General features: G+C 34.9%; 21 protein-coding genes and 2 pseudogenes. All 23 read left to right on the top strand.

Going from position 1 to position 21,449, the window contains the following annotated elements; all coding sequences use genetic code 11:
• Nucleotides 1-13: 13 nt before the first annotated feature.
• Nucleotides 14-1,861, top strand: coding sequence for a recombinase family protein (locus VJI94_RS02405; protein WP_195995657.1), 1,848 nt, complete (start codon nucleotides 14-16; stop codon nucleotides 1,859-1,861).
• A gap of 100 nt (nucleotides 1,862-1,961) precedes the next feature.
• Nucleotides 1,962-2,555 (top strand): TetR/AcrR family transcriptional regulator, encoded by a 594-nt coding sequence (locus VJI94_RS02400; protein WP_026624318.1) that lies wholly within the window; start codon nucleotides 1,962-1,964, stop codon nucleotides 2,553-2,555.
• A 19-nt stretch (nucleotides 2,556-2,574) separates the two neighbouring features.
• Entirely contained in the window at nucleotides 2,575-3,162 is a 588-nt protein-coding gene (locus tag VJI94_RS02395; RefSeq protein ID WP_324008194.1) for an MptD family putative ECF transporter S component, read from the top strand.
• A gap of 19 nt (nucleotides 3,163-3,181) precedes the next feature.
• Entirely contained in the window at nucleotides 3,182-3,883 is a 702-nt protein-coding gene (locus VJI94_RS02390) for an energy-coupling factor transporter transmembrane component T (RefSeq protein WP_324008193.1), read from the top strand.
• Complete coding sequence (locus tag VJI94_RS02385; protein ID WP_179010216.1) at nucleotides 3,876-5,270, top strand: ATP-binding cassette domain-containing protein; 1,395 nt, start codon at nucleotides 3,876-3,878, stop codon at nucleotides 5,268-5,270. Before VJI94_RS02390 ends, VJI94_RS02385 begins: the two co-directional genes overlap by 8 nt.
• Before the next feature lie 24 nt (nucleotides 5,271-5,294).
• Nucleotides 5,295-6,650: an MATE family efflux transporter gene (locus VJI94_RS02380; protein ID WP_179010215.1), complete on the top strand. Its 1,356-nt coding sequence runs from the start codon at nucleotides 5,295-5,297 to the stop codon at nucleotides 6,648-6,650.
• A 285-nt stretch (nucleotides 6,651-6,935) separates the two neighbouring features.
• A complete protein-coding gene (locus tag VJI94_RS02375) occupies nucleotides 6,936-7,352 on the top strand; it encodes a sigma factor-like helix-turn-helix DNA-binding protein (protein ID WP_324008192.1) in 417 nt (138 codons plus the stop codon).
• A gap of 86 nt (nucleotides 7,353-7,438) precedes the next feature.
• A complete protein-coding gene (locus VJI94_RS02370) occupies nucleotides 7,439-7,813 on the top strand; it encodes a hypothetical protein (protein ID WP_009222491.1) in 375 nt (124 codons plus the stop codon).
• A 315-nt stretch (nucleotides 7,814-8,128) separates the two neighbouring features.
• The gene (gene mobQ / locus VJI94_RS02365) at nucleotides 8,129-9,769 is read left to right on the top strand and encodes a MobQ family relaxase (RefSeq protein WP_324008191.1); all 1,641 of its coding nucleotides are present in this window, start codon (nucleotides 8,129-8,131) and stop codon (nucleotides 9,767-9,769) included.
• 85 nt (nucleotides 9,770-9,854) lie between these two features.
• Entirely contained in the window at nucleotides 9,855-10,568 is a 714-nt protein-coding gene (locus tag VJI94_RS02360) for a replisome organizer (RefSeq protein ID WP_324008190.1), read from the top strand.
• A 174-nt stretch (nucleotides 10,569-10,742) separates the two neighbouring features.
• On the top strand, nucleotides 10,743-11,858 hold the full coding sequence (locus tag VJI94_RS02355; RefSeq protein WP_324008189.1) for a PDDEXK nuclease domain-containing protein: 1,116 nt from the start codon (nucleotides 10,743-10,745) through the stop codon (nucleotides 11,856-11,858).
• Nucleotides 11,859-11,946: 88 nt separating this feature from the next.
• Nucleotides 11,947-12,132: a transposon-encoded TnpW family protein gene (locus tag VJI94_RS02350; protein WP_324008188.1), complete on the top strand. Its 186-nt coding sequence runs from the start codon at nucleotides 11,947-11,949 to the stop codon at nucleotides 12,130-12,132.
• Nucleotides 12,133-12,143: 11 nt separating this feature from the next.
• Nucleotides 12,144-12,953 (top strand): annotated as a pseudogene (locus tag VJI94_RS02345) (VirD4-like conjugal transfer protein, CD1115 family); the annotation flags it as partial.
• A gap of 63 nt (nucleotides 12,954-13,016) precedes the next feature.
• Nucleotides 13,017-13,454 carry a hypothetical protein gene (locus VJI94_RS02340; protein ID WP_324008187.1) on the top strand — a complete coding sequence of 146 codons (438 nt, stop codon included), beginning with the start codon at nucleotides 13,017-13,019 and terminating at the stop codon, nucleotides 13,452-13,454.
• A gap of 171 nt (nucleotides 13,455-13,625) precedes the next feature.
• Nucleotides 13,626-13,937, top strand: coding sequence for a single-stranded DNA-binding protein (locus VJI94_RS02335; protein ID WP_007790430.1), 312 nt, complete (start codon nucleotides 13,626-13,628; stop codon nucleotides 13,935-13,937).
• Between the two features lies 1 nt (nucleotide 13,938).
• Entirely contained in the window at nucleotides 13,939-14,154 is a 216-nt protein-coding gene (locus VJI94_RS02330; RefSeq protein ID WP_004634421.1) for a Maff2 family mobile element protein, read from the top strand.
• A 10-nt stretch (nucleotides 14,155-14,164) separates the two neighbouring features.
• The gene (locus tag VJI94_RS02325; RefSeq protein WP_324008186.1) at nucleotides 14,165-15,028 is read left to right on the top strand and encodes a VirB6/TrbL-like conjugal transfer protein, CD1112 family; all 864 of its coding nucleotides are present in this window, start codon (nucleotides 14,165-14,167) and stop codon (nucleotides 15,026-15,028) included.
• A gap of 10 nt (nucleotides 15,029-15,038) precedes the next feature.
• Entirely contained in the window at nucleotides 15,039-15,311 is a 273-nt protein-coding gene (locus VJI94_RS02320) for a hypothetical protein (protein ID WP_324008185.1), read from the top strand.
• A 3-nt stretch (nucleotides 15,312-15,314) separates the two neighbouring features.
• Nucleotides 15,315-15,704 (top strand): PrgI family protein, encoded by a 390-nt coding sequence (locus tag VJI94_RS02315; RefSeq protein ID WP_009526168.1) that lies wholly within the window; start codon nucleotides 15,315-15,317, stop codon nucleotides 15,702-15,704.
• Nucleotides 15,616-18,066: a VirB4-like conjugal transfer ATPase, CD1110 family gene (locus VJI94_RS02310; protein ID WP_324008184.1), complete on the top strand. Its 2,451-nt coding sequence runs from the start codon at nucleotides 15,616-15,618 to the stop codon at nucleotides 18,064-18,066. The genes VJI94_RS02315 and VJI94_RS02310 overlap by 89 nt, the downstream gene beginning before the upstream one ends.
• A gap of 4 nt (nucleotides 18,067-18,070) precedes the next feature.
• Entirely contained in the window at nucleotides 18,071-20,242 is a 2,172-nt protein-coding gene (locus VJI94_RS02305) for a CD1108 family mobile element protein (protein ID WP_324008183.1), read from the top strand.
• Nucleotides 20,243-20,263: 21 nt separating this feature from the next.
• Nucleotides 20,264-20,500: a conjugal transfer protein gene (locus VJI94_RS02300; protein ID WP_324008181.1), complete on the top strand. Its 237-nt coding sequence runs from the start codon at nucleotides 20,264-20,266 to the stop codon at nucleotides 20,498-20,500.
• A gap of 253 nt (nucleotides 20,501-20,753) precedes the next feature.
• Nucleotides 20,754-21,353 (top strand): annotated as a pseudogene (locus VJI94_RS02295) (CD1107 family mobile element protein); the annotation flags it as partial.
• Between the last annotated feature and the right edge of the window lie 96 nt (nucleotides 21,354-21,449).

The following is a 21,449-nucleotide window of genomic DNA, read 5'->3' as shown; positions in this document are numbered from 1 at the left end:
AAAGGAGGTAATCGTGAGAAATTATGAGAAAATAACCGCTTTGTATGAGAGGTTAAGCCGAGATGATGAACTACAAGGCGAGAGCAATTCGATCGTCAATCAAAAGAAAATTTTGGAAGAATACGCAAAGAAAAATCATTTGGAGAACATCATTCATTTTACCGATGACGGAATCAGCGGAACACAGTTTGATCGTCCGGGCTTTATGGCAATGATGAACGGAGTTAATCAAGGAAATATCGGTTGTATCATCGTAAAGGATATGTCAAGACTTGGCAGAGATTACCTCAAAGTCGGTCAATGTATGGAGATATTAAGACAAAAGGGAGTAAGACTCATTGCCATAAACGACAATGTAGACAGCTTTTACAAAGACGATGATTTTACTCCTTTTCGAAACATTATGAATGAGTGGTATGCAAGAGATACCTCAAGGAAAATCAAGTCCACATTCAAAGCCAAAGGCGAAAGCGGAAAGCATACAGGAAGCAGTCCACCCTATGGATATATCAAAGACAAGGACGATAAAAATCAGTGGATTATCGACGAGAAAGCAGCAGAAGTTGTCCGAAGAATATTCCATCTGACGATGGACGGAAAAGGACCCTATGCCATCGCAAGAATATTAGAAGCCGACAAGATAGATATACCCGCCTATCATCAGCAGAAATTGGGATATGGACTACATCAAAGCAAAGTGTTTGAATATCCGTATCGTTGGTGCAGCTCCACGATTGCAAGTATCTTAAAGAAACAGGAATACTTAGGGCATACAGTCAATTTCAAAACAAGAAAACATTTCAAAGACAAGAAAAGTAAATACGTATCTGAAGATAACTGGTTGATATTTGAAAATACCCACGAGCCAATTATAGACCAAGAAACATTTGACAATGTTCAAAGGATAAGAGGAAATGTAAAAAGGTATCCTGATGGTTGGGGAGAATACCATCCCCTTACAGGACTGATGTATTGTGCCGATTGTGGAAGTAAAATGTATGTGCATAGAACAAGTAACTACAAGAATATCCCTTATTATACTTGCAGTGCCTACACAAAAGTACCTTGTGGAACACTTTGTCCATCCGCTCACAGGATAAAAGCAGAAGCAGTCTTAAATCTCATTCAAAGCACCTTACAAGACATTAAGAAAAGCCTTGATGAAGATAACGAAGCCTTTCTCCATTCCATTCAAAACGAAATGGAAGAAAGCGAAAAAATGGAAATGGAAAAGAAAAGGACAAGGCTCATAGATAGTAAAAACAGACTTCAGGAATTGGAACGCTTAATGTGTCGAATATACGAAGATATGATATTGGAGAAGATACCGAATAACCGATATGAAATCTTAAATAATCAGTATGAAACCGAGCAAAGGGAACTTAGTAAAGAAATCGATGAGTTGGAAAAAGCCATCAAGCGATACGAAAAAGAAACCGACAGAGCCAAAAAGTTTATCCGGTTGATTGAACGCTATGATAACTTTGACGAACTGACACCGACCATCATTAACGAGTTTGTAGAAAAAATCTTAGTCCACGAACGAGATCGAAAAGGCAGTCAAACCGCCAATCAGAAAGTCGAAATCTACTTCAACTTTATCGGCAACTATGAACCGCCGAAAGAAGAATTATCCGAAGAAGAAATGCAGAAATTAAGGGAGGAGGAAGAAAAAGAAAGGGCAAGAAAAGACAGACTTCATCAAAACTACCTTAAGCGTAAAGCAAACGGCAAGCAAAAAGAATATGAGGATAGATATAAGGCAAGGAGAGAGGAGAAAAAACAGGAAAAGCTAAAGAGTTTGAAAAGAACAGGGATACCGGTAAGTGAGTATAGAAAAATATTTAAAAAACAAAAATGATATACAATAGTTAGTTGACATTAACTATCATATAGTATATAATAAAAACCGACGACATTGTCGGTTTTTTTATTTGTTGAGTAGAAAAGAGGTCTTCATTTTGAAAGAAGAAAAACAAAAAGTAGGACAAATCAAAAAAAAGAAAATTAGAGAAGCTGCAAAAAAATGTTTTTTAACAAAAGGCTTTCAAAGCACAACGATGGAAGATGTCATTACAGAGATAGGTATGAGTAGAGGGGGTGTTTATCATCATTATGCAAGTACAAATGAAATGCTTAAAGACTTAATGCTTGATGGTAATGATTACAGAAACAGCTTGATAAATGAGTATTTGGAAAATAATCGAGGCAAAGATAAATATCAGAAAATGGGTGATATTTTGGTTGATAAGTCACTGGCTGATACAGATTTGATGAGATTATATACGCTCCTTTTACAGGCAAAAAAATATAATGAGGATTTGGAAAAGTTGTATCAAGAATTGAAACTTAATACGACTAATGAGCTGAGTTTAATCGCCAAGCAGCTTGGAATTAAAGCAGATATATTTGGTGACGGTTTTTTAGTGAATTATATCAATGGATTGATATTAAGTTCAGAAATTTTAGGTGCGAGAAAGTCTTATAGCGAGCATAAACGATATATAAAAGAAACAATGATAAATTATATTGTTGATGTAGAAAAGAAAAATTAAAACAATTAGGAGGTTTCAAATGAGCAAACGATTAGAGGTAAAGGATTTAATCAATATAGGATTATTTTCCGTATTAGGATTCATATTTATGATGATTGGATCATTTTTAGCAATGGTTCCGGTTTTAATGCCGGTTGTCCCATTTGCACAGGGAGTTTTGGTAGGACCTGTAAATATGCTATATTCTACCAAGATTAAAAAAAGAGGAATGATTTTTATTCAATCATTATTGATTGCATTGATATATGTTGCTATGGGACATGGACCTTGGGCATTATTAACGGCTGTTATCGCCGGTATTATTGCTGAAATAATTTTGAAATCAGGAGAATATACCAATGTAAAGAAAGCAAGATTGGCATTTTCAATTGCTCCTCTTTGCACGTTAGGAAATTGGATTCCAATTTTTATATCAAGAAATGAATATATTAAGCAAATGTTAGAACAAGGATACGATCAAGAGTTCATTGATAAGATGCTTAGTGTTATGCCAAATTGGATTATTGTTGTAATGGCAATAGTAGGAATTATCGGTGCATATATAGGTTGTAGCATTGGAATGGCATTTCTAAAAAAACACTTCAAAAAAACCGGTATGGAAAAATAAGATTTCATGGAGAGTTAGGATGATAATCAAACTTGATTTTCGTACAAAACTTTTTATGACGATAGTTCTTTCATATGTGATGGTATTAGGCAATATTCAAACAAAGTATTTCGTGCAAGCCATTTTAATATCCACAATTCCGATAATACTTTTAATTCACGCAAAATATACAAGAGTAGCTATTATTGGAGTGGCTACTCTTTTGTTTGTTTATGCTGCTGATAAATTTCTGATAGGGCTTAATTACAATCCTATGGTTGCAATTTTATTGATAATAGTAATGGTTATTAAAAAAATTCTTCCTGCATTTTTGATGGGGAGATATACCATACTTACATCAAATGTTGGAGAAAGCATTTACTCATTAAAAAAAATGAGATGTCCTGATGAAATAGCCATTCCCTTGACGGTAATGGTACGTTTCTTTTATGCAGCAAGGATTGATTATAGTCATATAAAAAAAGCTATGCGTTTGAGAGGATTGACGCTTAAAAAGTTAATAAAGAGTCCAATTTTATTATTTGAATATAGATTTGTGCCATTATTGATGTGCTTGTCAAAAGCAGCAGATGATTTGACGGTATCAGCTATGACGAAAGGGTTGGCTGTAAATCAAAAGAGGACAAGTATTAGTGAAACATATATGGGACTTATGGATTATATATTTTTCTCAATAATGGTATGGATAATCTATCTGTATATAAGGGGGAAATATGCTTGAATTACAAAATTTAACAGTGAGTTTTGACGGCGAAAGCATATTGAAAAATATAAATATGATTTTCAAACCCGGTGAAGTAACCGTCATTACAGGACATTCAGGAACAGGAAAAAGTAGCTTACTAAAAGTTATCAATGGAATTATTCCGGAATACAATAATGCAGAATTAGAAGGAGATATTGTATTTAACGGAAAATCACTGTTTGGCTTGACGATATTGGAACGATCTAAATTTATATCCACAGTGTTTCAAAATCCTAAAACACAATTTTATTGTATCAATTCAACCGATGAACTGGCTTTTCAGTTAGAAAATAGAAACATAGATAAGAATTTGATTTTAGATAAAATTAGGTATTATTCAGAGGTTTTAGGTACAAAAGAATTATTGGACAGAAATATTTTTGAATTATCCGGAGGCGAAAAACAATTGATTGCAGTAACGGCTTGTGGAATTTCTGAAAATGAAATTATCTTATTGGATGAACCCTCTTCTTCTTTAGATCAGGCTGCAATAGAGCATTTACAGAAAGCCATTGAGGAACTGAAAAAAAGAAAGAAAATTATCGTCATTGTGGAGCATAGATTGTTTTATCTGAAAGATACGATTGATAAGTTGTGTGTGATAGAAAATGGAACTTATAAAGAATATACAAAAGAGCATTTTTGTGATGATTTCTTTGAACAGGTTTCTGAAAAACACAATCTAAGGAGTTTTAATGCAATTTCTAAAAACAAATTTTCAAACAGGAAATATGAACAAGTAGAATTGTTAAAGAAAAACTCTTTAAATCTTGATTATAAAGCATTATCTTGTTTGAATTTCAAAAAAAAACATGAAAGAACCGCAATCTTTGACTTCAGTATTGCCTTTGAATCCGGTATCAATTTCATCATTGGTCAAAATGGTGTTGGGAAAAGCACTTTTATCAATTTACTGATGGGACTGACGAGAGGAACAGGTGAGGTTTTTTATAACGGAGTAAAAGTAAAAAAACAATGTGACAATATTTTTGCGATTATGCAAGATGTTAATTATCAACTTTTTACAGAGTCTGTATGGCAAGAAATTTCAACTATTACTAAGGAGAATGAATTAAAAAATGAAATTTTGAGAACAGTAAACTTATTTGATAAAAAAGAAATGCACCCAAACTCATTATCGGGAGGTGAAAAACAACGATTATTACTTGCTATGTCAATGCTAAGCAAGAAGCCTATCATAATTTTCGATGAACCGACAAGCGGACTATGTAAAAGGCAGATGGATATTTTGATTGGATTTCTTAATAAAATGACCGAACAAGGAAAGATAATTATCATAATCACACACGATTATGAATTTATAGATAGATGTAACGGAAAAGTATATGAGTTTATGAAATAAATGTAGGTAAAGGAGAATGATACAATGAAAGAAGATATGAAAACACAACTATTAACCAAAAGTCCTAAAGAACTGTTATTTAAGTTGGCAATTCCCGGAATAATTGGAATGATTGTTATAGGGTTGTATCCATTTATGGATGGAATATTTGCAGGATGGTTGATTGGTGATTATGCTATGTCAGCAATTAGTGTATCTATGTCCTTAACGATTATAAATGGAGGAATATCGGCATTGATAGGAGTCGGCAGTGCCTCAATACTATCAAGAGCGATTGGAAAAGGGGACAAAGAAACAACAGATAAAATATTCGGGAATTTTTGTTACTGGGTAATATTTTTCTCTGTAATTATTACAATATTGGGTTTAGTTTTTGCACCTCATTTTTTAGATTTGGTAGGAGCTAAAGGAAATATTAAAGAACTTGGTGTGAGATATTTAAGAGTAGTTTTCTTCGGCTCAATATTTGTGAATTTTGCTCAAGCCGGCAATATGACAATGCGTGGTGAAGGTGCATTAAAGCAATCTATGAAGATTATGGGAGCAGGAGCTATATTAAATATCATTTTAGACCCTATTTTTATGAAGTTAATGGGAGAATATGCGATTGAAGGTGCGGCTATTGCCACTGTTATATCTCAAATTGTACAAGCTATATTGACTTTCAGTTATTTTTCAAAGAAAAGTGCTTTTGTGGGTATCCATAAAATTCAAAAATACAAGGCAATTTATAGCGAAATGTTCAGTATAGGAAGTTCGGCAATGATGATGCAAATTTTATTTGCAGTACAGCAAACATTTTTGTTTAAGCAAGCCTTTGCGTATGGAGGAGATGATTGGGGAATTTTGATGTCTGCTACAATGAGATTATATATGTTTTCCTTTATTCCATTGTGGGGGATGAGTCAAGGGTTACAACCTGTTATTGGAGCTAATTTCGGAGCGAAACAATACGGAAGAGTAAAAGATACGATGAAGATTTTTATGTATGGTGCAACAATTCTTGCAGCAGCTTCATGGATACCATCAATGTTTTGTTCAGAAAAATTACTATCATTATTCAGTGTAAGAAGGGAGATTATTGAAGTTGGTGTTGTAAATTTTAAGATGTTTTATTCTACATTCATCTTATATGGAATTATGATTATGACACTCACATTTTTCCAATCCATAGGAGATGGGAAAAAAGCAGGTATGATTGTAATGTTTAGACAGTTAGTTTTATTTATTCCTGCAATATTATTATTTCCAAAGGCATTTGGAGCGTCAGCAGTTTGGTGGACAGAACCTATCGTAGACTTTAGTATGATTATGTTTGGGCTGTTTTTAATGCTTAATGAACTTAGGAAAATGGGAAAACAACAAATTACAAAAAGTTAGGTAGCTCAAAAGACAAAAGAAAAAATGAGAAAGGTTTGATGTATGAACATTATTTAACTATAAGGGATGGGTGATTAAGATGAAAAAATCTTTATATACAAAAGAAATAAATAATAAAAATTTCTATTTGCCTTATAGTTGTCTATTCTCTCAAACAATTAAATACATCTAAAGAAAAGGTAAACTCTTTTCAATTCGGAGGACTATTTACGCCAAAGTGTAGAAGTCCTCCTTTTTTTATTCTCAAAAAGCAAAAACAGAGAGCAGAAAAAGGAGGATTACACAATGGACAAAAAAGAATATTTCCTTTATGTCAAAGGCAAAGCGGTTAAGGTAAGTGAAGAAGTATATAAAGCCTATTGGAAGATAACCGAGCATGAAAAATATCTTCAGAGAAAAGATTGGAAGTATGGCGTGATTCCATTTTCAACACTGGATAACGATGGACACTTTGTAGACAATATCATAGATGAAAGAATAGACTTAGAAAAAATTGTAGAAGTCAAAATGCAAATTGAAGAATTAAACAAGGCATTAGCTACACTCACAAAAAAAGAAAGAGAGCTTATAGAAGCCATTTTCTACAAAGAAGAAAGTCTAAGATCGATTGGCAAAAAAGAAAAAGTAAGCTATCAAGCAATCGGAAAAAGGAGGGATAAGATTTTAGAAAAGCTAAGAAAACTTTTAGAAGATAAATTCTAAAAAATGCTGAAAGGTTAAGTATCAAAGAAAGGTGCTTAGCCTTTCTTTGTTTGGAACACAACAATATTGAAATGGAGGAATGAAAAATGAAAGAGTTAGAAAATGTAATGAGCCAGTTGGAAAAAGAAACTAAGAAAAAAGAACAGGCGGAAAACAAAATTAAGCAACTAAGACAAAAGAAATCACAGCTAAAAAGAAAGGCGGACACGAAACGAAAAGTAGAAAAAGGAGGCGTGTTTGAGAAATTTGAAAAACAGATAACCGGAGTAGAAGAAAATACAGATAATGATTTAATCTATGCCTTTTTAGATTATGTACTTTCTGATAACAGGAATAGAGAAAAGCTAAAAGAGCTTACAGAAATTCATTTAAAAGAAAAAGAAATCTCCTTAGAAGAAAATCCAAATCTTAAAGAGGAAAATGCAAATGATGATTTTGAAGAACTGACAGAGGAAGAATAAGAAAAACAGAAAATGTATTAGAAACTGAGATGGAGCAAAGTGAGAAACATTTTAACACTTTGCTTTTTTGTGGATTTGAAAAATCTACAAAAAACAAAGTTCACAGGGGTCTAAGGGGGAGTAGCCCCCTTGAACAAATAAAAATGCTTTAGCGTTTTTGTTTCCTTAGCGGAGCTATAAGCTTTCCGCAGGAACGCAAAGCACCGTAGTCAAACGGTGTATCTTTGCGCCCTTTGAAAAAGGGAGCGAAGATACCACCTGAACATTAGGATAGTAAAATTCCAAAACTAAAAACAGATAAAGGAGAAAAAGACAATGGAAATCAAAAGTTTGCATACCCATGTAGATATTGTGGCAAGGTCAAAAGGAGCAAGCGTGATTGCAAAAGCTGCATATAATGCAAGAGATAAGTTACAAGATGAATACTATGGAAAAACACATGACTATTCTAAAAAAACAGACCTTGTATTCTCAAAAATATTTCTGCCGGAACATATCCCGAAAGAGTTTTCAAACAGAGAATACCTATGGAATAGTGTTGAAAAAATAGAGAAAAGTAAAAACTCACAACTTGCAAGAAATCTACTCTTTGAATTGCCAAGAGAATTAAATGAACAGAACAGAATAAAGTTAATCAGCGAATTTATAGACGAAAACTTTACTTCTAAAGGTATGATAGCGGACTGTAATATTCATAATCCGCCGGCAAGCGATCATGAAGAACAACCACACGCCCATATCTTGCTTACTCTAAGAGAAATGGATAGTGAGGGAAAATGGAAACCGAAATGCAGAAAAGAATATATCCTTGATGAGAATGGAGAAAAGATAAAACTGAAAAGCGGAAACTATAAATCAAGAAAAGTAAATCTGAACGATTGGAACGAACCGGACAAAGCAAAAGAGTGGAGAGAAAACTTTTCAAAGAAAGCAAACGAATATTTAGCAAGGAATAACATAGATAAAAGAATTGATCCACGCACCTTTGAAGAACAAGGCAGAGAAGAACTCCCTCAAATTCATTTAGGCACAAGCAACTATCAGATGGAGAAAAAAGGCATACAGACAGAAAGAGGAAACCAAAACAGAAAAATCATTGCCTTGAATTTAGAGTTTAGAAAATTAAAAGAGGAGCTATCCAAACTTACATCTTGGATAGGCTCGTTACTTGGGAGTCTGCAAGTAAAATATGATGAATACAAACAGGAGAAGAAAGAAGAATATGAGAACAAAGCGGAACTTTTTAATCTCTATGAGTACATCAGTATTTATTATGACTTACAGGGAGAAAAAGCAAGAAAGTTAAACCCCTATGCAAGTAACAAAAAGATAGGTGCAGACCTAAGAAGATTTTCAAAAGCAAGGATATATCTAAAGGACAATAACCTTAAAACCATAGCCGAATTGCAAGAGAAAATAAGTACCTTACAATCTAAGAATAAAAAGATTAGTCAAGATATTAAGGCGAAAACCACAAGAATAGAAAACTTAAATAAATGCTTTGCCTATGCGGACATCATCAAGGATAACAAACAAGTCTTTGAGGAATGGAACAGTAAATCCCTATTCAAAGACAGCTTTTACAATTCCCATAAAGATGAGATAGATAAATATAAAAGAGCAAGGGCAATCCTTGAAAAGATAACAGGCTTATCGGCTATCAAGATAAAGGACTGGAAAAAAGAAATCCAAAGCCTTGAAAGTGAAATATTAAAACTCAATATACAATCTCAAAAAGTCAAAGAAGAATACGAAAGTATCAACCATATCAAGTATGCAGTGAAAACAGTCAATGATGATTATGGCATAGACCTATCCATTGAGATTGACAAGGCAATCAAGAGAGGAGAAAAACCAAGTGTCATTGCACAGATTAAGAAGTATCAAGAGCAGCAAGAAGCCTACGAAAAACGAAAGGATAAAACAAAAGACTATTACAGGAAAGAGGAAAGATGAAGTCCTAAAATGGGATAACATCAAAAACGAAGGGTGTCGTAAATCACGACATTCTTAAAAAACTAAGATAAGAGAGGAAAGAAAAATGGCAGATAAAAGAATGTTTTCACTCAAGATAGTAGATAGCGACTTATTTTTGGATATGCCTTTAAGTAGTCAATGCCTATATTTTCATCTATCAATGAGGGCAGATGATGACGGCTTTGTAAATAATCCTAAGAAAATCATCAAGATTATCGGAGCGAATGAAGATGACCTGAAAATACTTATTGCCAAAGGCTTTGTGATTGTCTTTGAACGAGGAATTATCGTCATTACGCATTGGAAAATCAACAACTTTATCCGTAAAGACAGATATAAACCGACCTTATATGAAAATGAGGTGCAGAGCTTATCTCAAACTAAAAACGGAATGTATATCAAAGAGGTTGGTTGTCATTTGGTTGACCAAAGGTTGACAAGTGGTCAACCCAGTATAGATAAGGGTAGATTAGATAAGGTTAGTATAGATAAGGGGAGAGAAGAAAGCACCCCGCCCCCCAATTCAAAAAAATATGGAGAATATCAAAACATTATCCTTACAGACGAACAATACAAGGCATTACAAGAAAAGCTACAAAGTCATACCGACACGATGATTGAAAAACTGTCAAGGTATATCAAGAGTACCGGAAAGACATATCAAGACCATTATGTAACTATCCTTAATTGGTATGAGCAAGACAAGGATAAACTATCACAGAAAAAGAACGGCAAGATTCCAACTTTTGAAGATTATGACAAGGGGGAACATTTATAGCTATCATACAAGGCGGTGTAAAGGCATTTTTAGAGCGTTAAGACTAAAAGAGGTATCAAAGCATGTCTATGGATAAAATCAGTCTTAAAACTCAACTTGAAGGAAATTAGCAGATGAAAAATATTGATAAATTTGGTATAATTAAATATTATTATGAGTGAGGAGGTATGACCTTTGGATAATAAAGAGCTGTCTATCACAAGTGATAGTGAGTATAAAAAGCTATTGTCAGAGTTAAAAGAGAAAGTAAGAAGTAGCCAACTTAAAGCTGCAATAAAGGTAAATTATGAGTTGTTAGATTTATATTGGACTTTGGGAGAATACATTGTAAAAAATCAAGAACAACATTCATGGGGAGATGCCTTTATAAAATCGTTAGCTAAAGATTTACAAAAAGAATTTCCTGATATGAAAGGTTTTTCTGAAACAAATATTAAGTATATCAGAAGATGGTATTCATTTTATATAAAAGGGCTACAAGGTGTAGCCGAAATAGAAAATAACGACAGCAAATCAAAAGGGCTACAGGCTGCAGCCCAATTTGATGAAAGAGTGATTAACCATATTAAACAGATACCATGGGGACATAATCAAAGAATAATAAATAAGTGCAAGACCATTGATGAAGCCATCTATTATGTTAATAAAACCATTGAGAACGGGTGGAGCAGGAATGTACTTGAACATCAAATAGAAAGCGGATTATATGGCAGAGAAGGAAAATCTATAACAAACTTTGAAAAAAGGCTACCTGCTTTGCAATCAGACCTTGCAAGACAGACATTAAAAGATCCATATCATTTTGACTTTCTTACCATTCGTGAAGGATACGATGAGAGAGAACTACAAAAAGAACTGGTTGACAAGATTTCTGATTTTTTGCTTGAACTTGGCGAGGGATTTGCCTATATTGGCAAAGAATACCACTTAAATATAAATGGCGATGATTTTTATATTGATTTGCTGTTTTACAATTTGAAACTCCATTCTTACATTGTTATAGAACTGAAAGCGGAGAAGTTTAAGCCGGAACATTTAGGACAGCTTAATTTCTATGTAACAGCAGTGAATAGAGAGCTAAAAACCGATAGAGATAATGCTACGATTGGACTTCTTATTTGCAAAGATAAAAACGATGTCGTTTGTGAATACTCATTAGAACAAATATCGCAACCTATAGGTATCAGCAAATATGAGATCACTAAATTACTTGAATCAGAATATAAGAGCAGTTTGCCGAGTATCGAAGAAATAGAGAAAAAGATTAAGGAAATAGATACGGATAATTAAAAACATCAAAGAAATGAATGGATATTAGCTAATGACGATTGGAGAAAAACACGAATCGTCATTTTTTATTGCAATGAAAGGAGAGCATATGCAAGAAAAAAGAAATGAACAAAATACAGGAACAAAGACAATAAAGAAAATTGGAAAGACCAGTTATGAGGTGATTGTCCATTTTAATGATAAAAGCAGTGAAACTATGCAGGATAAACTAAAAAGGATCATGCTGAGGGAGCTTAGGAGAAAATCGGACGAAAAAAAAGATGATTTTGATTAAAAAGTCCTTGACAAGTAGCAACAGGCAAAACGGCAAAAAGCATATTAATTAGTTGTGGTGCAAGACTTGCTCCCTTTGATATTGAGGAACTTAGAAGTCTTATGGAATATGATGAGATGGGACTGGATACCATAGGGGATAAAAAGACAGCTCTGTTTATCATTATCTCCGATACCGATGATACCTTTAACTTTGTAGTATCCATTATGTACTCACAGTTATTTAATCTACTGTGTGATAAAGCTGATGATGTATATGGTGGCAGATTACCTGTTCATGTAAGATGTTTGCTTGACGAATTTGCCAATATAGGCTTAATTCCAAAGTTTGAAAAGCTGATTGCAACCATCAGAAGTAGAGAGATTTCAGCAAGTATCATACTTCAGGCACAATCTCAGCTAAAGGCAATCTACAAGGATAACGCCGATACAATCGTGGGTAACTGTGATAGTACCCTATTCTTAGGTGGCAAGGAGAAAACAACACTTAAAGAGCTATCTGAAACACTTGGTAAGGAAACCATAGACCTATATAACACTTCTGAAACAAGGAGCAATCAAAAGAGTTTCGGATTAAATTATCAAAAGACGGGGAAAGAGCTGATGAGTCAGGACGAAATAACAGTAATGGACGGCAGTAAATGTATCTTTCAACTTCGTGGTGTCCGTCCTTTCCTATCGGATAAATTTGATATTACAAAGCACAAGAACTATAAGCTACTTGAGGATTATGATAAAAAGAACCTGTTTGATATAGAAAGCTATATGAAAAGAAGGGGCAAGGCTAAACTAAATAAGAATACGGTTATTATGAAGTTGTAGCTGTTAGATATTATTTGTATTTGGTATAATAATCAAAGAGAAATACACAAGGAGGAAACATTATTGAACGATAAAGAACTGATAGGAAAAGTTCATTCATCTATGTATCAGCAATTAAAAAGAAAAGGATATGCAACAGCAGTAGATGTGCTTATGGATTTGGAAATACTTTCAATGACCGACTATGAACTTTGGAGAAATGGAAAAGTTTTGTATTTGGAAAAAGTATGCAAGGTCAATCTTAAAAAATTGTCTACAATATTGCATGAAATGAGGGTATATGCAAAGAAAGGAAATCTAAAACCGTCGGTTTGTGTATATAAGAGATGGGCGGTTAAGAAAAAGAACGGGCAAGGGAAAAAGCCGGTTATTAAACTACGGTTTAGCAAAAGTGGTTCTGAAGATATTGAAAAATGGTATGCTACTCACTTTGTAGACACGAAGAAGATAGAAAAGATAAAAGAAGAAAAACAAGTAAACAGCAGTGATGATAAGCAGTAAGTCTAAAAATAGATTTGCTGCTTTTTTCATGTAAAAAGCAGGAGGAAAGATGATAAGGATAAGAAATCCCACTTAACAGGCAGGAAAAATTTAATATTGAGGTTGTGAAGCGATTGGAAAATAAAACTTTCAGTCGTTTTTTTATTGAAAAGAAAAAGGAGATAAAGACAAATGAAGCAGGAAATGATTAACATCAATGCCAACTTGGTTGCAGAGCCTACTTTTTCAAGCTTTGAAAAAGATGAGGAAACAGTAGAAGTTGCAAACTTTACTCTTGTAAAAAAATACGGGAAAGGCAAGGAATATATCAACTGTGCAGCTTATGGAGAGAAAACGGAAGTGGCAAAAGGATTTGAAAAAGGCGATCTCATTCATATCTTTGGATATTTCAAAGAGCGTGAAAAAGACGGTAAGACTTACAAAAACTTTGTAGTAAAGTCATACAACAAAATTGAGAAGAAAGAAAATAAGGAGGAAGAATAAAATGGAATTTTTTACACAGGCGGTAAATGTATTAAAAATCTTGGTAACAGCAGTAGGGGCAGGACTTGGAGCGTGGGGAGTTATCAACCTGATGGAAGGATATGGTTCAGATAATCCCGGAGCAAAATCACAGGGTATAAAGCAGCTTATGGCTGGAGGAGGTATTGTCCTTATCGGCTTAAAGCTTATTCCGTTACTTGCAAATCTTTTGAAGTAAGGAGAAATCTATGTTTGGTATTTTCGATAAGATAGAAGAATTTTTCAGAGAACTTCTGCTCGGAGGTATCAAGGCAAACTTAGAATCCATGTTTCTTGACATAAACAATCAGGTAAACAGCGTTGCAGCAGATGTAGGAAAGACACCTATGGGGTGGAACGGAGAAGTATTCAGCTTTATTAAAAATATTAATGACTCCGTTATTATTCCCATAGCAGGGCTAATAATAACGGCAGTCCTTTGTATCGAGCTTATCAATATGGTCATGCAAAAGAACAATATGCACGATACGGACACCTTTGAGTTTTTCAAATACATCATCAAGATGTGGATTGCTGTATGGTTAGTATCTCATGCCTTTGAGTTTTCAATGGCGGTTTTTGATGTTGCACAAAGTATGGTAAACAAGGCGGCGGGGGTAATCAACACCTCTGCCACCGTTTCCGAAGATCAGATTGTTCAGATGGTGGATGCCCTAAAAGATAAAGGACTGGGTGAGCTTTTAATGATTCTGTTTGAAATCTCACTTGTAAAAGTTGCAATACAGGCAATATCCATCGTGATTATGCTTGTAGTTTATGGAAGAATGTTTGAAATCTATGTGTATTCATCTGTTTCAGCCATTCCTTTTGCGACGATGGGAAACAAAGAATGGGGGCAGATAGGAACAAACTACATCAAAGGACTGTTTGCTTTAGGGCTTCAGGGATTGATTCTAATGGTTTGTCTTGGAATTTATGCAGTATTGGTTAAAACGATAAACTTTACGGACATACACACGAGCATATTTATGGTACTCGGATATGCCGTATTACTGGGACTGATGATGTTAAAGAGCGGAACACTTGCAAAAAGCGTGATGAACTCGCATTAAGGAGGATAAGATGAAAACAACAGAAAATAAAGAAAGACTCTTTTTATCTGTGGAAGTTTTCCTTGCAGGATTTGCAGTAGCTTTTACTGCACTAAACAGGAGAAAACTAAGCAGACTGGAGAAAAAGATTGATACTGTCAAAAGAGACGGCAATTCCATTTTGATGTTTCAAAGTGAGAAAAATAATGAGATGGAAAGAGAAATCGAAGAAGTAAGGGACGAAGTTTCAAGCGTATATGGACATATAGAGGAACTTTTGAGAATAAAGGAAGATGTGAGGTAGCTTATGGCGTATGTACCCATTCCAAAAGATTTAAATAAAGTTAAAACAAAAGTTGCTTTTAATCTTACCAAAAGACAGCTCATAGGATTCAGCGTTGCAGGACTGATAGGAATCCCCGTATATATCTTTACAAGGAAATTTGTACCAAATGATATAGCGGTCATACTTCTTATTGTATCAACGCTTCCTATATTTTTCGCAACTCTTTTTGAAAAAGACGGACTGCCCTTTGAAAAGTATTTTAAGCATATCTATTTACACAAGTTTTATCAGCCTATGAAGCGTGTGAGAAAGGAGGTTTACCTTGAACAGCAAAAGAAAAATTCAGCAGATAAAGTTAGAAAGAAACAAAAAGGCACTAAAAAGGGGGAAACAGGAACTAAAGCAAGATAAAGTAAAGATGAAAAAAGACAAGACAAATAATGGAAATAGGAAAACATCAGTCTTTGATTTAATCTTAAAGAAAGAGTCAAAACGATATACGGTGGAAGATACTATTCCCTATCTTAGAATGTTAAAAAGCGGTATATGCCAAACGGATGAAAGGCACTTTAATAAAAGTATCGTCTTTGAGGACATTAACTATCAGCTTGCCTTAGATGAAGATAGGGACTTGATTTTTAATCAGTTTGCCAATTTCTTAAACTCTTTTGATCCAAGTGTTAGACTTGAGCTTTCATATATCAATCAGCTTGGAAGGAATGAAGAAATGCAGTCGGCAATTCAAATACCGGATAAACAGGACGGATTTGACGATATACGATTAGAGTTTAGAGATATGCTCAAAAGTCAGATAGTAAAGGGAAACAACGGACTTAAAAAATCAAAGTATGTAACATTTACGGTAGAGGCGGACAATATGGAGCAGGCAATCTCAAAACTTGAAAGACTGGAGATAGACATCTTATCCAATCTTAAAAATATGGGAGTAAGGGCGGAAAGTCTTACCGGCGAAGAAAGGTTAAAGATACTTCATGATATATTAAATCCAAGTAAGACATTTTACTTTTCATATAAGGACTTGCAAAGAAAAGAAAGTACAAAGACATATATTACACCTGATGAGTTTAACTTTACACCAAGCAGATACTTTAAGTTCGGTAAATTCATTGGAGCGACAAGTCATTTCCAAATCCTTGCAAGTGAGCTTTCAGACCGTATGCTATCAGAGTTTTTAGACATTGATGACAACATCAATATTTCGTTTCACATCAGAGCAATCGAACAAAGTCAAGCAATTAAGATGGTAAAAAGAAAAAACACCGATATTGATAAGATGCGAATTGAGGAAAATAAAAAGGCGGTAAGATCGGGTTATGATATGGACATCTTACCGTCAGACTTAATCACCTATGGGGAAGATGTAAAAAGCCTGTTAAAAGACTTGCAGACAAGAGATGAGAGAATGTTTGTTGTAACCATTGTCTTTATGAATTTTGCAAGGACAATACAAAAACTTGAAAACTCTATTGCACAGATAAGCTCCATTGCCAATAAGCATAACTGTAAGATAAAAAGGCTTGACCACACACAGGAACAGGGACTTGTAAGTGTGCTTCCTCTTGGAGTAAATAAGCTTGAGATTAACAGAGGACTTACTTCCTCATCTACGGCAGTCTTTATGCCCTTTACAACGGAAGAACTTTTCATCAACTCAAGCAACAGTTTGTATTACGGATTAAATGCCCTCAGTCATAACCTGATTATGGCAGACAGGAAAAGGCTCAAAAATCCGAACGGTTTGATACTTGGTACACCGGGTAGCGGTAAGTCATTCTCAGCAAAAAGAGAAATGGCAAATGCTATTATTGTAACGGATGATGATGTCATTATCTGCGATCCCGAAGGAGAGTACGGAAACCTTGTAAGACAGTTTGACGGAGAAGTCATTAAAGTAAGCAGTAAGTCAAAGGACTACCTCAATCCCCTTGATATAAATATGAACTACGGAGATGGGGACGCACCGCTTAAAGACAAGGCAAACTTCATAATGAGTATGCTTGAACTTGTAGTTGGCGGTAGCGGACTTACAGCGGAAGAAAAGTCGGTAATAGACAGGTGTTTGCCTAAGATTTATGAGAAGTATTTTGACAATCCGATAAAAGAAAATATGCCGATACTTCAGGATTTATTCGATATGTTAAAAAATCAGGAAGAAAAAGTCGGTAAGAAACTGGCAACTGAGATGGAGATTTATGTAACAGGCTCTCTTAATGTATTTAACCATCAGTCAAATGTGGATTTGAATAAGAAACTCCTTTGTTTTGACATCAAAGAGCTTGGAAGTCAGTTAAAGAAAATAGGCATGCTTGTGATACAGGATCAGGTGTGGAATAAGGTATCTTTAAACAGAGGAAATAAGGCAACAAGATACTATATAGACGAGTTCCACCTGCTTTTAAAAGATGAGCAGACCGCCTCCTACTCAGTAGAGATATGGAAGCGTTTCAGGAAATGGGGTGGTATTCCGACAGGTATCACGCAGAATGTCAAAGACCTACTCATGAGTAAGGAGATAGAAAATATCTTTGATAATACTGACTTTGTACTAATGCTTAATCAGGCATCCGGCGATAGAGAAATACTTGCAAGAAAGCTTAAAATCTCAAAACCTCAGCTTAAATATGTTACCAACTCCAATGAGGGCGAGGGACTGCTGTTCTTTGGAAATACCATAGTTCCATTTATCGACAAGTTCCCAAAAGACACCATTTTATATAAGAAGATGACAACGAAACCTGAAGAAGTGAGGTAGGCTTATGAATAAAAAACTGAAAAAAGACTTTGCCGAAAGACAAAAAATAAGGGAAGAAGCAAAACTTTTAGGAAAAGATAGTTTTGATATTGACGAAAGTAGTAAGCTAAAGCATGGGGATGATTATAGAGGGAAGATTATTCATGACAAAGACAGATTTCAGGATAAGATACACGAAAAGATAAGCAAGAGAATTTCTAAGAATGAGCTTACTCAGGGAAGTTCCAAGAAAAATGCAAGGCATAGAAAATCTGTTAAGATAAATAACAGTCAAGGAAATGACAACAAAGGAAATGCCGAAATAAAGTCAGACTATAATACCGATGTGAAAGACGGACGAATCTACGATCCTTTAGGCAAAGACCTTGATAATGACGGGATCATTGACAGGTATGACAATGATTTTAGGGACAGCGATTATTTTGAATCAGCTTATGATGTGGAAGATAATCTTCATATAAAAGAGGATATGACAGAAAAATTCTCAAAAAAGCATAAGGCTCAAAAGGAAAAGTATAAGAAGAAAAACTATTCAGATAAGCTCTATACAAGAAGTAAGGAGAAGACTTCAAAAGAAGAAAATGCTAAAGATAAGGCTGAAAGCAAAAATACCGGTAAAGAAACTGTCTATGACAAAGAAAAAAAGAACAGGCTTTCCAAAGAGCAAAAAAAGGCACTGAAAAATAAGGTCGCAAAGGTGTCTGCTCTATCAGGACTTGCAAAAGGAAGTGAAACGGTAAGGGATTATCTTTCCCATGGCAGCGATGAAAATCAGGGTGTGGAAACAGGAGAAAAGATTGCAGATGTAAACTCAAAATTACTTCATGGGATAAAAAATTATGCCAATAAGAAAAAGGCTAAGAAAAGCTATGATCTCAGCAAAAAAGATTACAAGATACGAAAGCGTAAATCAAAGCTGGAGTTTCGGGAAGCCAAAGAGGAATTAAAGAAAACGGATGAGTACAAGAAAGCTGATACCTTTAAGAGATTTCAAAAGCGTAAGCAAATGAAAGATACTATAAGAAAGCAGAATAAATCAAGGCTTAGGGACAGGATTAAGGAAGGAGTTATTAACACCTTAAAGAGTTCAAAGGAAATGATTGTACGAAAAGCAAAGGGAGTTATGATGATTGTCATAGGTCTTATTATTTTACTGACTTTCTTTACCAACTTTGCAGGCACATCTATGACTGGAATGATGAACTCTACAAGCGGAGTATTAACCACAACCTATCTTTCCAACCAAACTGTGCTAAGTGAAATCAATCAGCAGTTTTCGGGATTGGAGGAAGGACTAAAGGACGAGATAGATTCCGTAGAGGGAAATTATCCCGGCTATGATGAGTATATTGTAAATAAAGAGGGAGAAATCGGACATAACACCCATGAACTTTTATCCTATATCACTTCAAGATGTGGAGAAATTAAGGATTCAAAGGAAGTTCAAAGCATTATCAATGACCTTTTTACAAAGATGTATGATTTATCTTATCGGGAAGAAATTGAAATCAGATACAGGACAGTTACGGAAACATATACCGATGAAGATGGCAATGAGCATACCGAAAGCCATGAAGAAGCCTATGAGTATAAGAAGCTCATAGTAACGCTGAAGAAAAGAGAAATGGACAGTGTTGTAAGAGAAATCTTTGCAGAGTATCCCGATAATGTTCTTCACTATGAAGCACTGCTTGCATCTAAAGGAAATATGGAAACTGTCTTTGGAAGCGGAAACGGAAATTTATCGGAGATTGTAGAGAATCCCGACTTTTCAAATCCGGGAATTGCCTTTGATGATGTAACGGTGAAGGCATTGTTTAACGAAGCGGAAAAGCATATCGGAAAGAGATATGTATTTGGGGCGAACGGGCCGAATAACTTCGACTGTTCGTCCTTTGTGTGTTGGAGCTTTACCCATTCGGGAGTAAAAAATATGCCAAGGACGACCGCTTGGGGAATTTACAAAACTTACTGCAATCCTGTATCTCCATCGGAAGCAAAGGCGGGAGATATAATCTTTTTCAAAAACACCTATAACAGTGGAAGTCCAATATCTCACGTCGGCATTTACGCAGGGAACGGAATGATGATACACGCAGGAGATCCGATTCGCTTTGTCAGTATCAATACACCTTACTGGAGAGAACATTTCTATGGATTCGGTAGAGTTCGTTAAACGATGAAAGGACGGTAAAATGTGAAAAAAGAACTTACAGCAGTAAAAAACAAGATAAAGAAGTTAAGGGATAAGAAGGCTCTGATTGATGAAGAATTGGAGCCTTTATTGATTCGTGAAGAAGAACTTGAAAATGAGGAGATTATTGCCATTTGCAGAAAAAACAATATCACAATTTCCGACTTAATGGCAAAGGCTAAAAAAGAACAAACGGAAATGAAAAAGGAGAAAACAAATGAGAACAGTTATGAAAAATAAGGTATTTACAAGGTTAATGACAGCTTTGCTTCTTGCAGTTATGGTCATTATGGCAGCTTACCCATCGGTAGCCTATGCACGGGTTGATGAAAAAGAAGCAGCACAGGAAACACTAAAAGAAGAACCGAAAAAACCGGAAATTACAGTTATTAAAAAGGAAGAAGAAAAAGAAGTCCGCTATCCCAATAAGTTAAATGCGAAAGAACCTGAGAACTTAAAACAAAATAATGCAGCTTCAAACGGTGAAAAGGCAAATACAAATAAGGGAGTGGCTTCCGCTCCCTCAAAAGCAAGGGCTTCCGTTACGGAAAACAAGGATAATGCCAATCAAGATTATCCGATTCATCATAACAGCGATAAGGAGAATAAGGAAACCGATAAATATTCCGCTGACGCCAGACAGTTTATTACCTTTAAGACGAAGAACGGTAAGACCTTTCACCTCATTATCAATCACGATGAACAGGGAGAAAATGTAATGCTCCTTACCGAAGTTTCCGAAGATGATCTGCTCAATATGGTTGAAGCAAAGGAAAAACCGAAAGAAGTAGTTAAGGAAGAATCCATAAAGGACGAAGCGAAAGAAGAAACAAAGCCTGAAAAAAAGGAAGAAAAAAGCAGCACCGGAACATATATCCTGCTTGCTCTTGTAACTTTGGGGGCGTTGGGAGCAGGCTATTATTTTAAGGTAGCAAAGAAGAAAGAAGATAAGGAACTGGAAGCCTTAGAGGAAGATGATGATTTTTTCTCGGAAGCGGAAGGCAGCGAAGAAATGGAAAATGAAGAAGTTGAAAATCAGAAAATGGAAGATGAAACAGAAACAGATGACAGTGAAGATGAATTAGAAGAATAATTCTTCACGAAAAACATATAATATTCAGAACATAACACAGGGCGAGAGAACTACAACTTTCGCCCTATTTTACTGAGAACAAGGAGGAAAAACGAT

The sequence above is a fragment of the Parvimonas sp. D9 genome, assembly GCF_035282565.1.
In the GTDB taxonomy this organism is placed as follows: domain Bacteria; phylum Bacillota; class Clostridia; order Tissierellales; family Peptoniphilaceae; genus Parvimonas; species Parvimonas micra.
The sequence above is the reverse complement of the archived record's forward strand: the minus strand, read 5'-3'. Positions and strand labels throughout refer to the sequence as shown.

What these genes read in the sequence shown, in the direction of transcription:
- VJI94_RS02395 (WP_324008194.1), top strand. Translation starts at nt 2,575, where the DNA reads ATGAGCAAACGATTAGAGGTAAAGGATTTAATCAATATAGGATTATTT.
- VJI94_RS02390 (WP_324008193.1), top strand. Translation starts at nt 3,182, where the DNA reads ATGATAATCAAACTTGATTTTCGTACAAAACTTTTTATGACGATAGTT.
- VJI94_RS02385 (WP_179010216.1), top strand. Translation starts at nt 3,876, where the DNA reads ATGCTTGAATTACAAAATTTAACAGTGAGTTTTGACGGCGAAAGCATA.
- VJI94_RS02380 (WP_179010215.1), top strand. Translation starts at nt 5,295, where the DNA reads ATGAAAGAAGATATGAAAACACAACTATTAACCAAAAGTCCTAAAGAA.
- VJI94_RS02375 (WP_324008192.1), top strand. Translation starts at nt 6,936, where the DNA reads ATGGACAAAAAAGAATATTTCCTTTATGTCAAAGGCAAAGCGGTTAAG.
- VJI94_RS02370 (WP_009222491.1), top strand. Translation starts at nt 7,439, where the DNA reads ATGAAAGAGTTAGAAAATGTAATGAGCCAGTTGGAAAAAGAAACTAAG.
- mobQ (WP_324008191.1), top strand. Translation starts at nt 8,129, where the DNA reads ATGGAAATCAAAAGTTTGCATACCCATGTAGATATTGTGGCAAGGTCA.
- VJI94_RS02360 (WP_324008190.1), top strand. Translation starts at nt 9,855, where the DNA reads ATGGCAGATAAAAGAATGTTTTCACTCAAGATAGTAGATAGCGACTTA.
- VJI94_RS02350 (WP_324008188.1), top strand. Translation starts at nt 11,947, where the DNA reads ATGCAAGAAAAAAGAAATGAACAAAATACAGGAACAAAGACAATAAAG.
- VJI94_RS02335 (WP_007790430.1), top strand. Translation starts at nt 13,626, where the DNA reads ATGAAGCAGGAAATGATTAACATCAATGCCAACTTGGTTGCAGAGCCT.
- VJI94_RS02330 (WP_004634421.1), top strand. Translation starts at nt 13,939, where the DNA reads ATGGAATTTTTTACACAGGCGGTAAATGTATTAAAAATCTTGGTAACA.
- VJI94_RS02325 (WP_324008186.1), top strand. Translation starts at nt 14,165, where the DNA reads ATGTTTGGTATTTTCGATAAGATAGAAGAATTTTTCAGAGAACTTCTG.
- VJI94_RS02320 (WP_324008185.1), top strand. Translation starts at nt 15,039, where the DNA reads ATGAAAACAACAGAAAATAAAGAAAGACTCTTTTTATCTGTGGAAGTT.
- VJI94_RS02315 (WP_009526168.1), top strand. Translation starts at nt 15,315, where the DNA reads ATGGCGTATGTACCCATTCCAAAAGATTTAAATAAAGTTAAAACAAAA.
- VJI94_RS02305 (WP_324008183.1), top strand. Translation starts at nt 18,071, where the DNA reads ATGAATAAAAAACTGAAAAAAGACTTTGCCGAAAGACAAAAAATAAGG.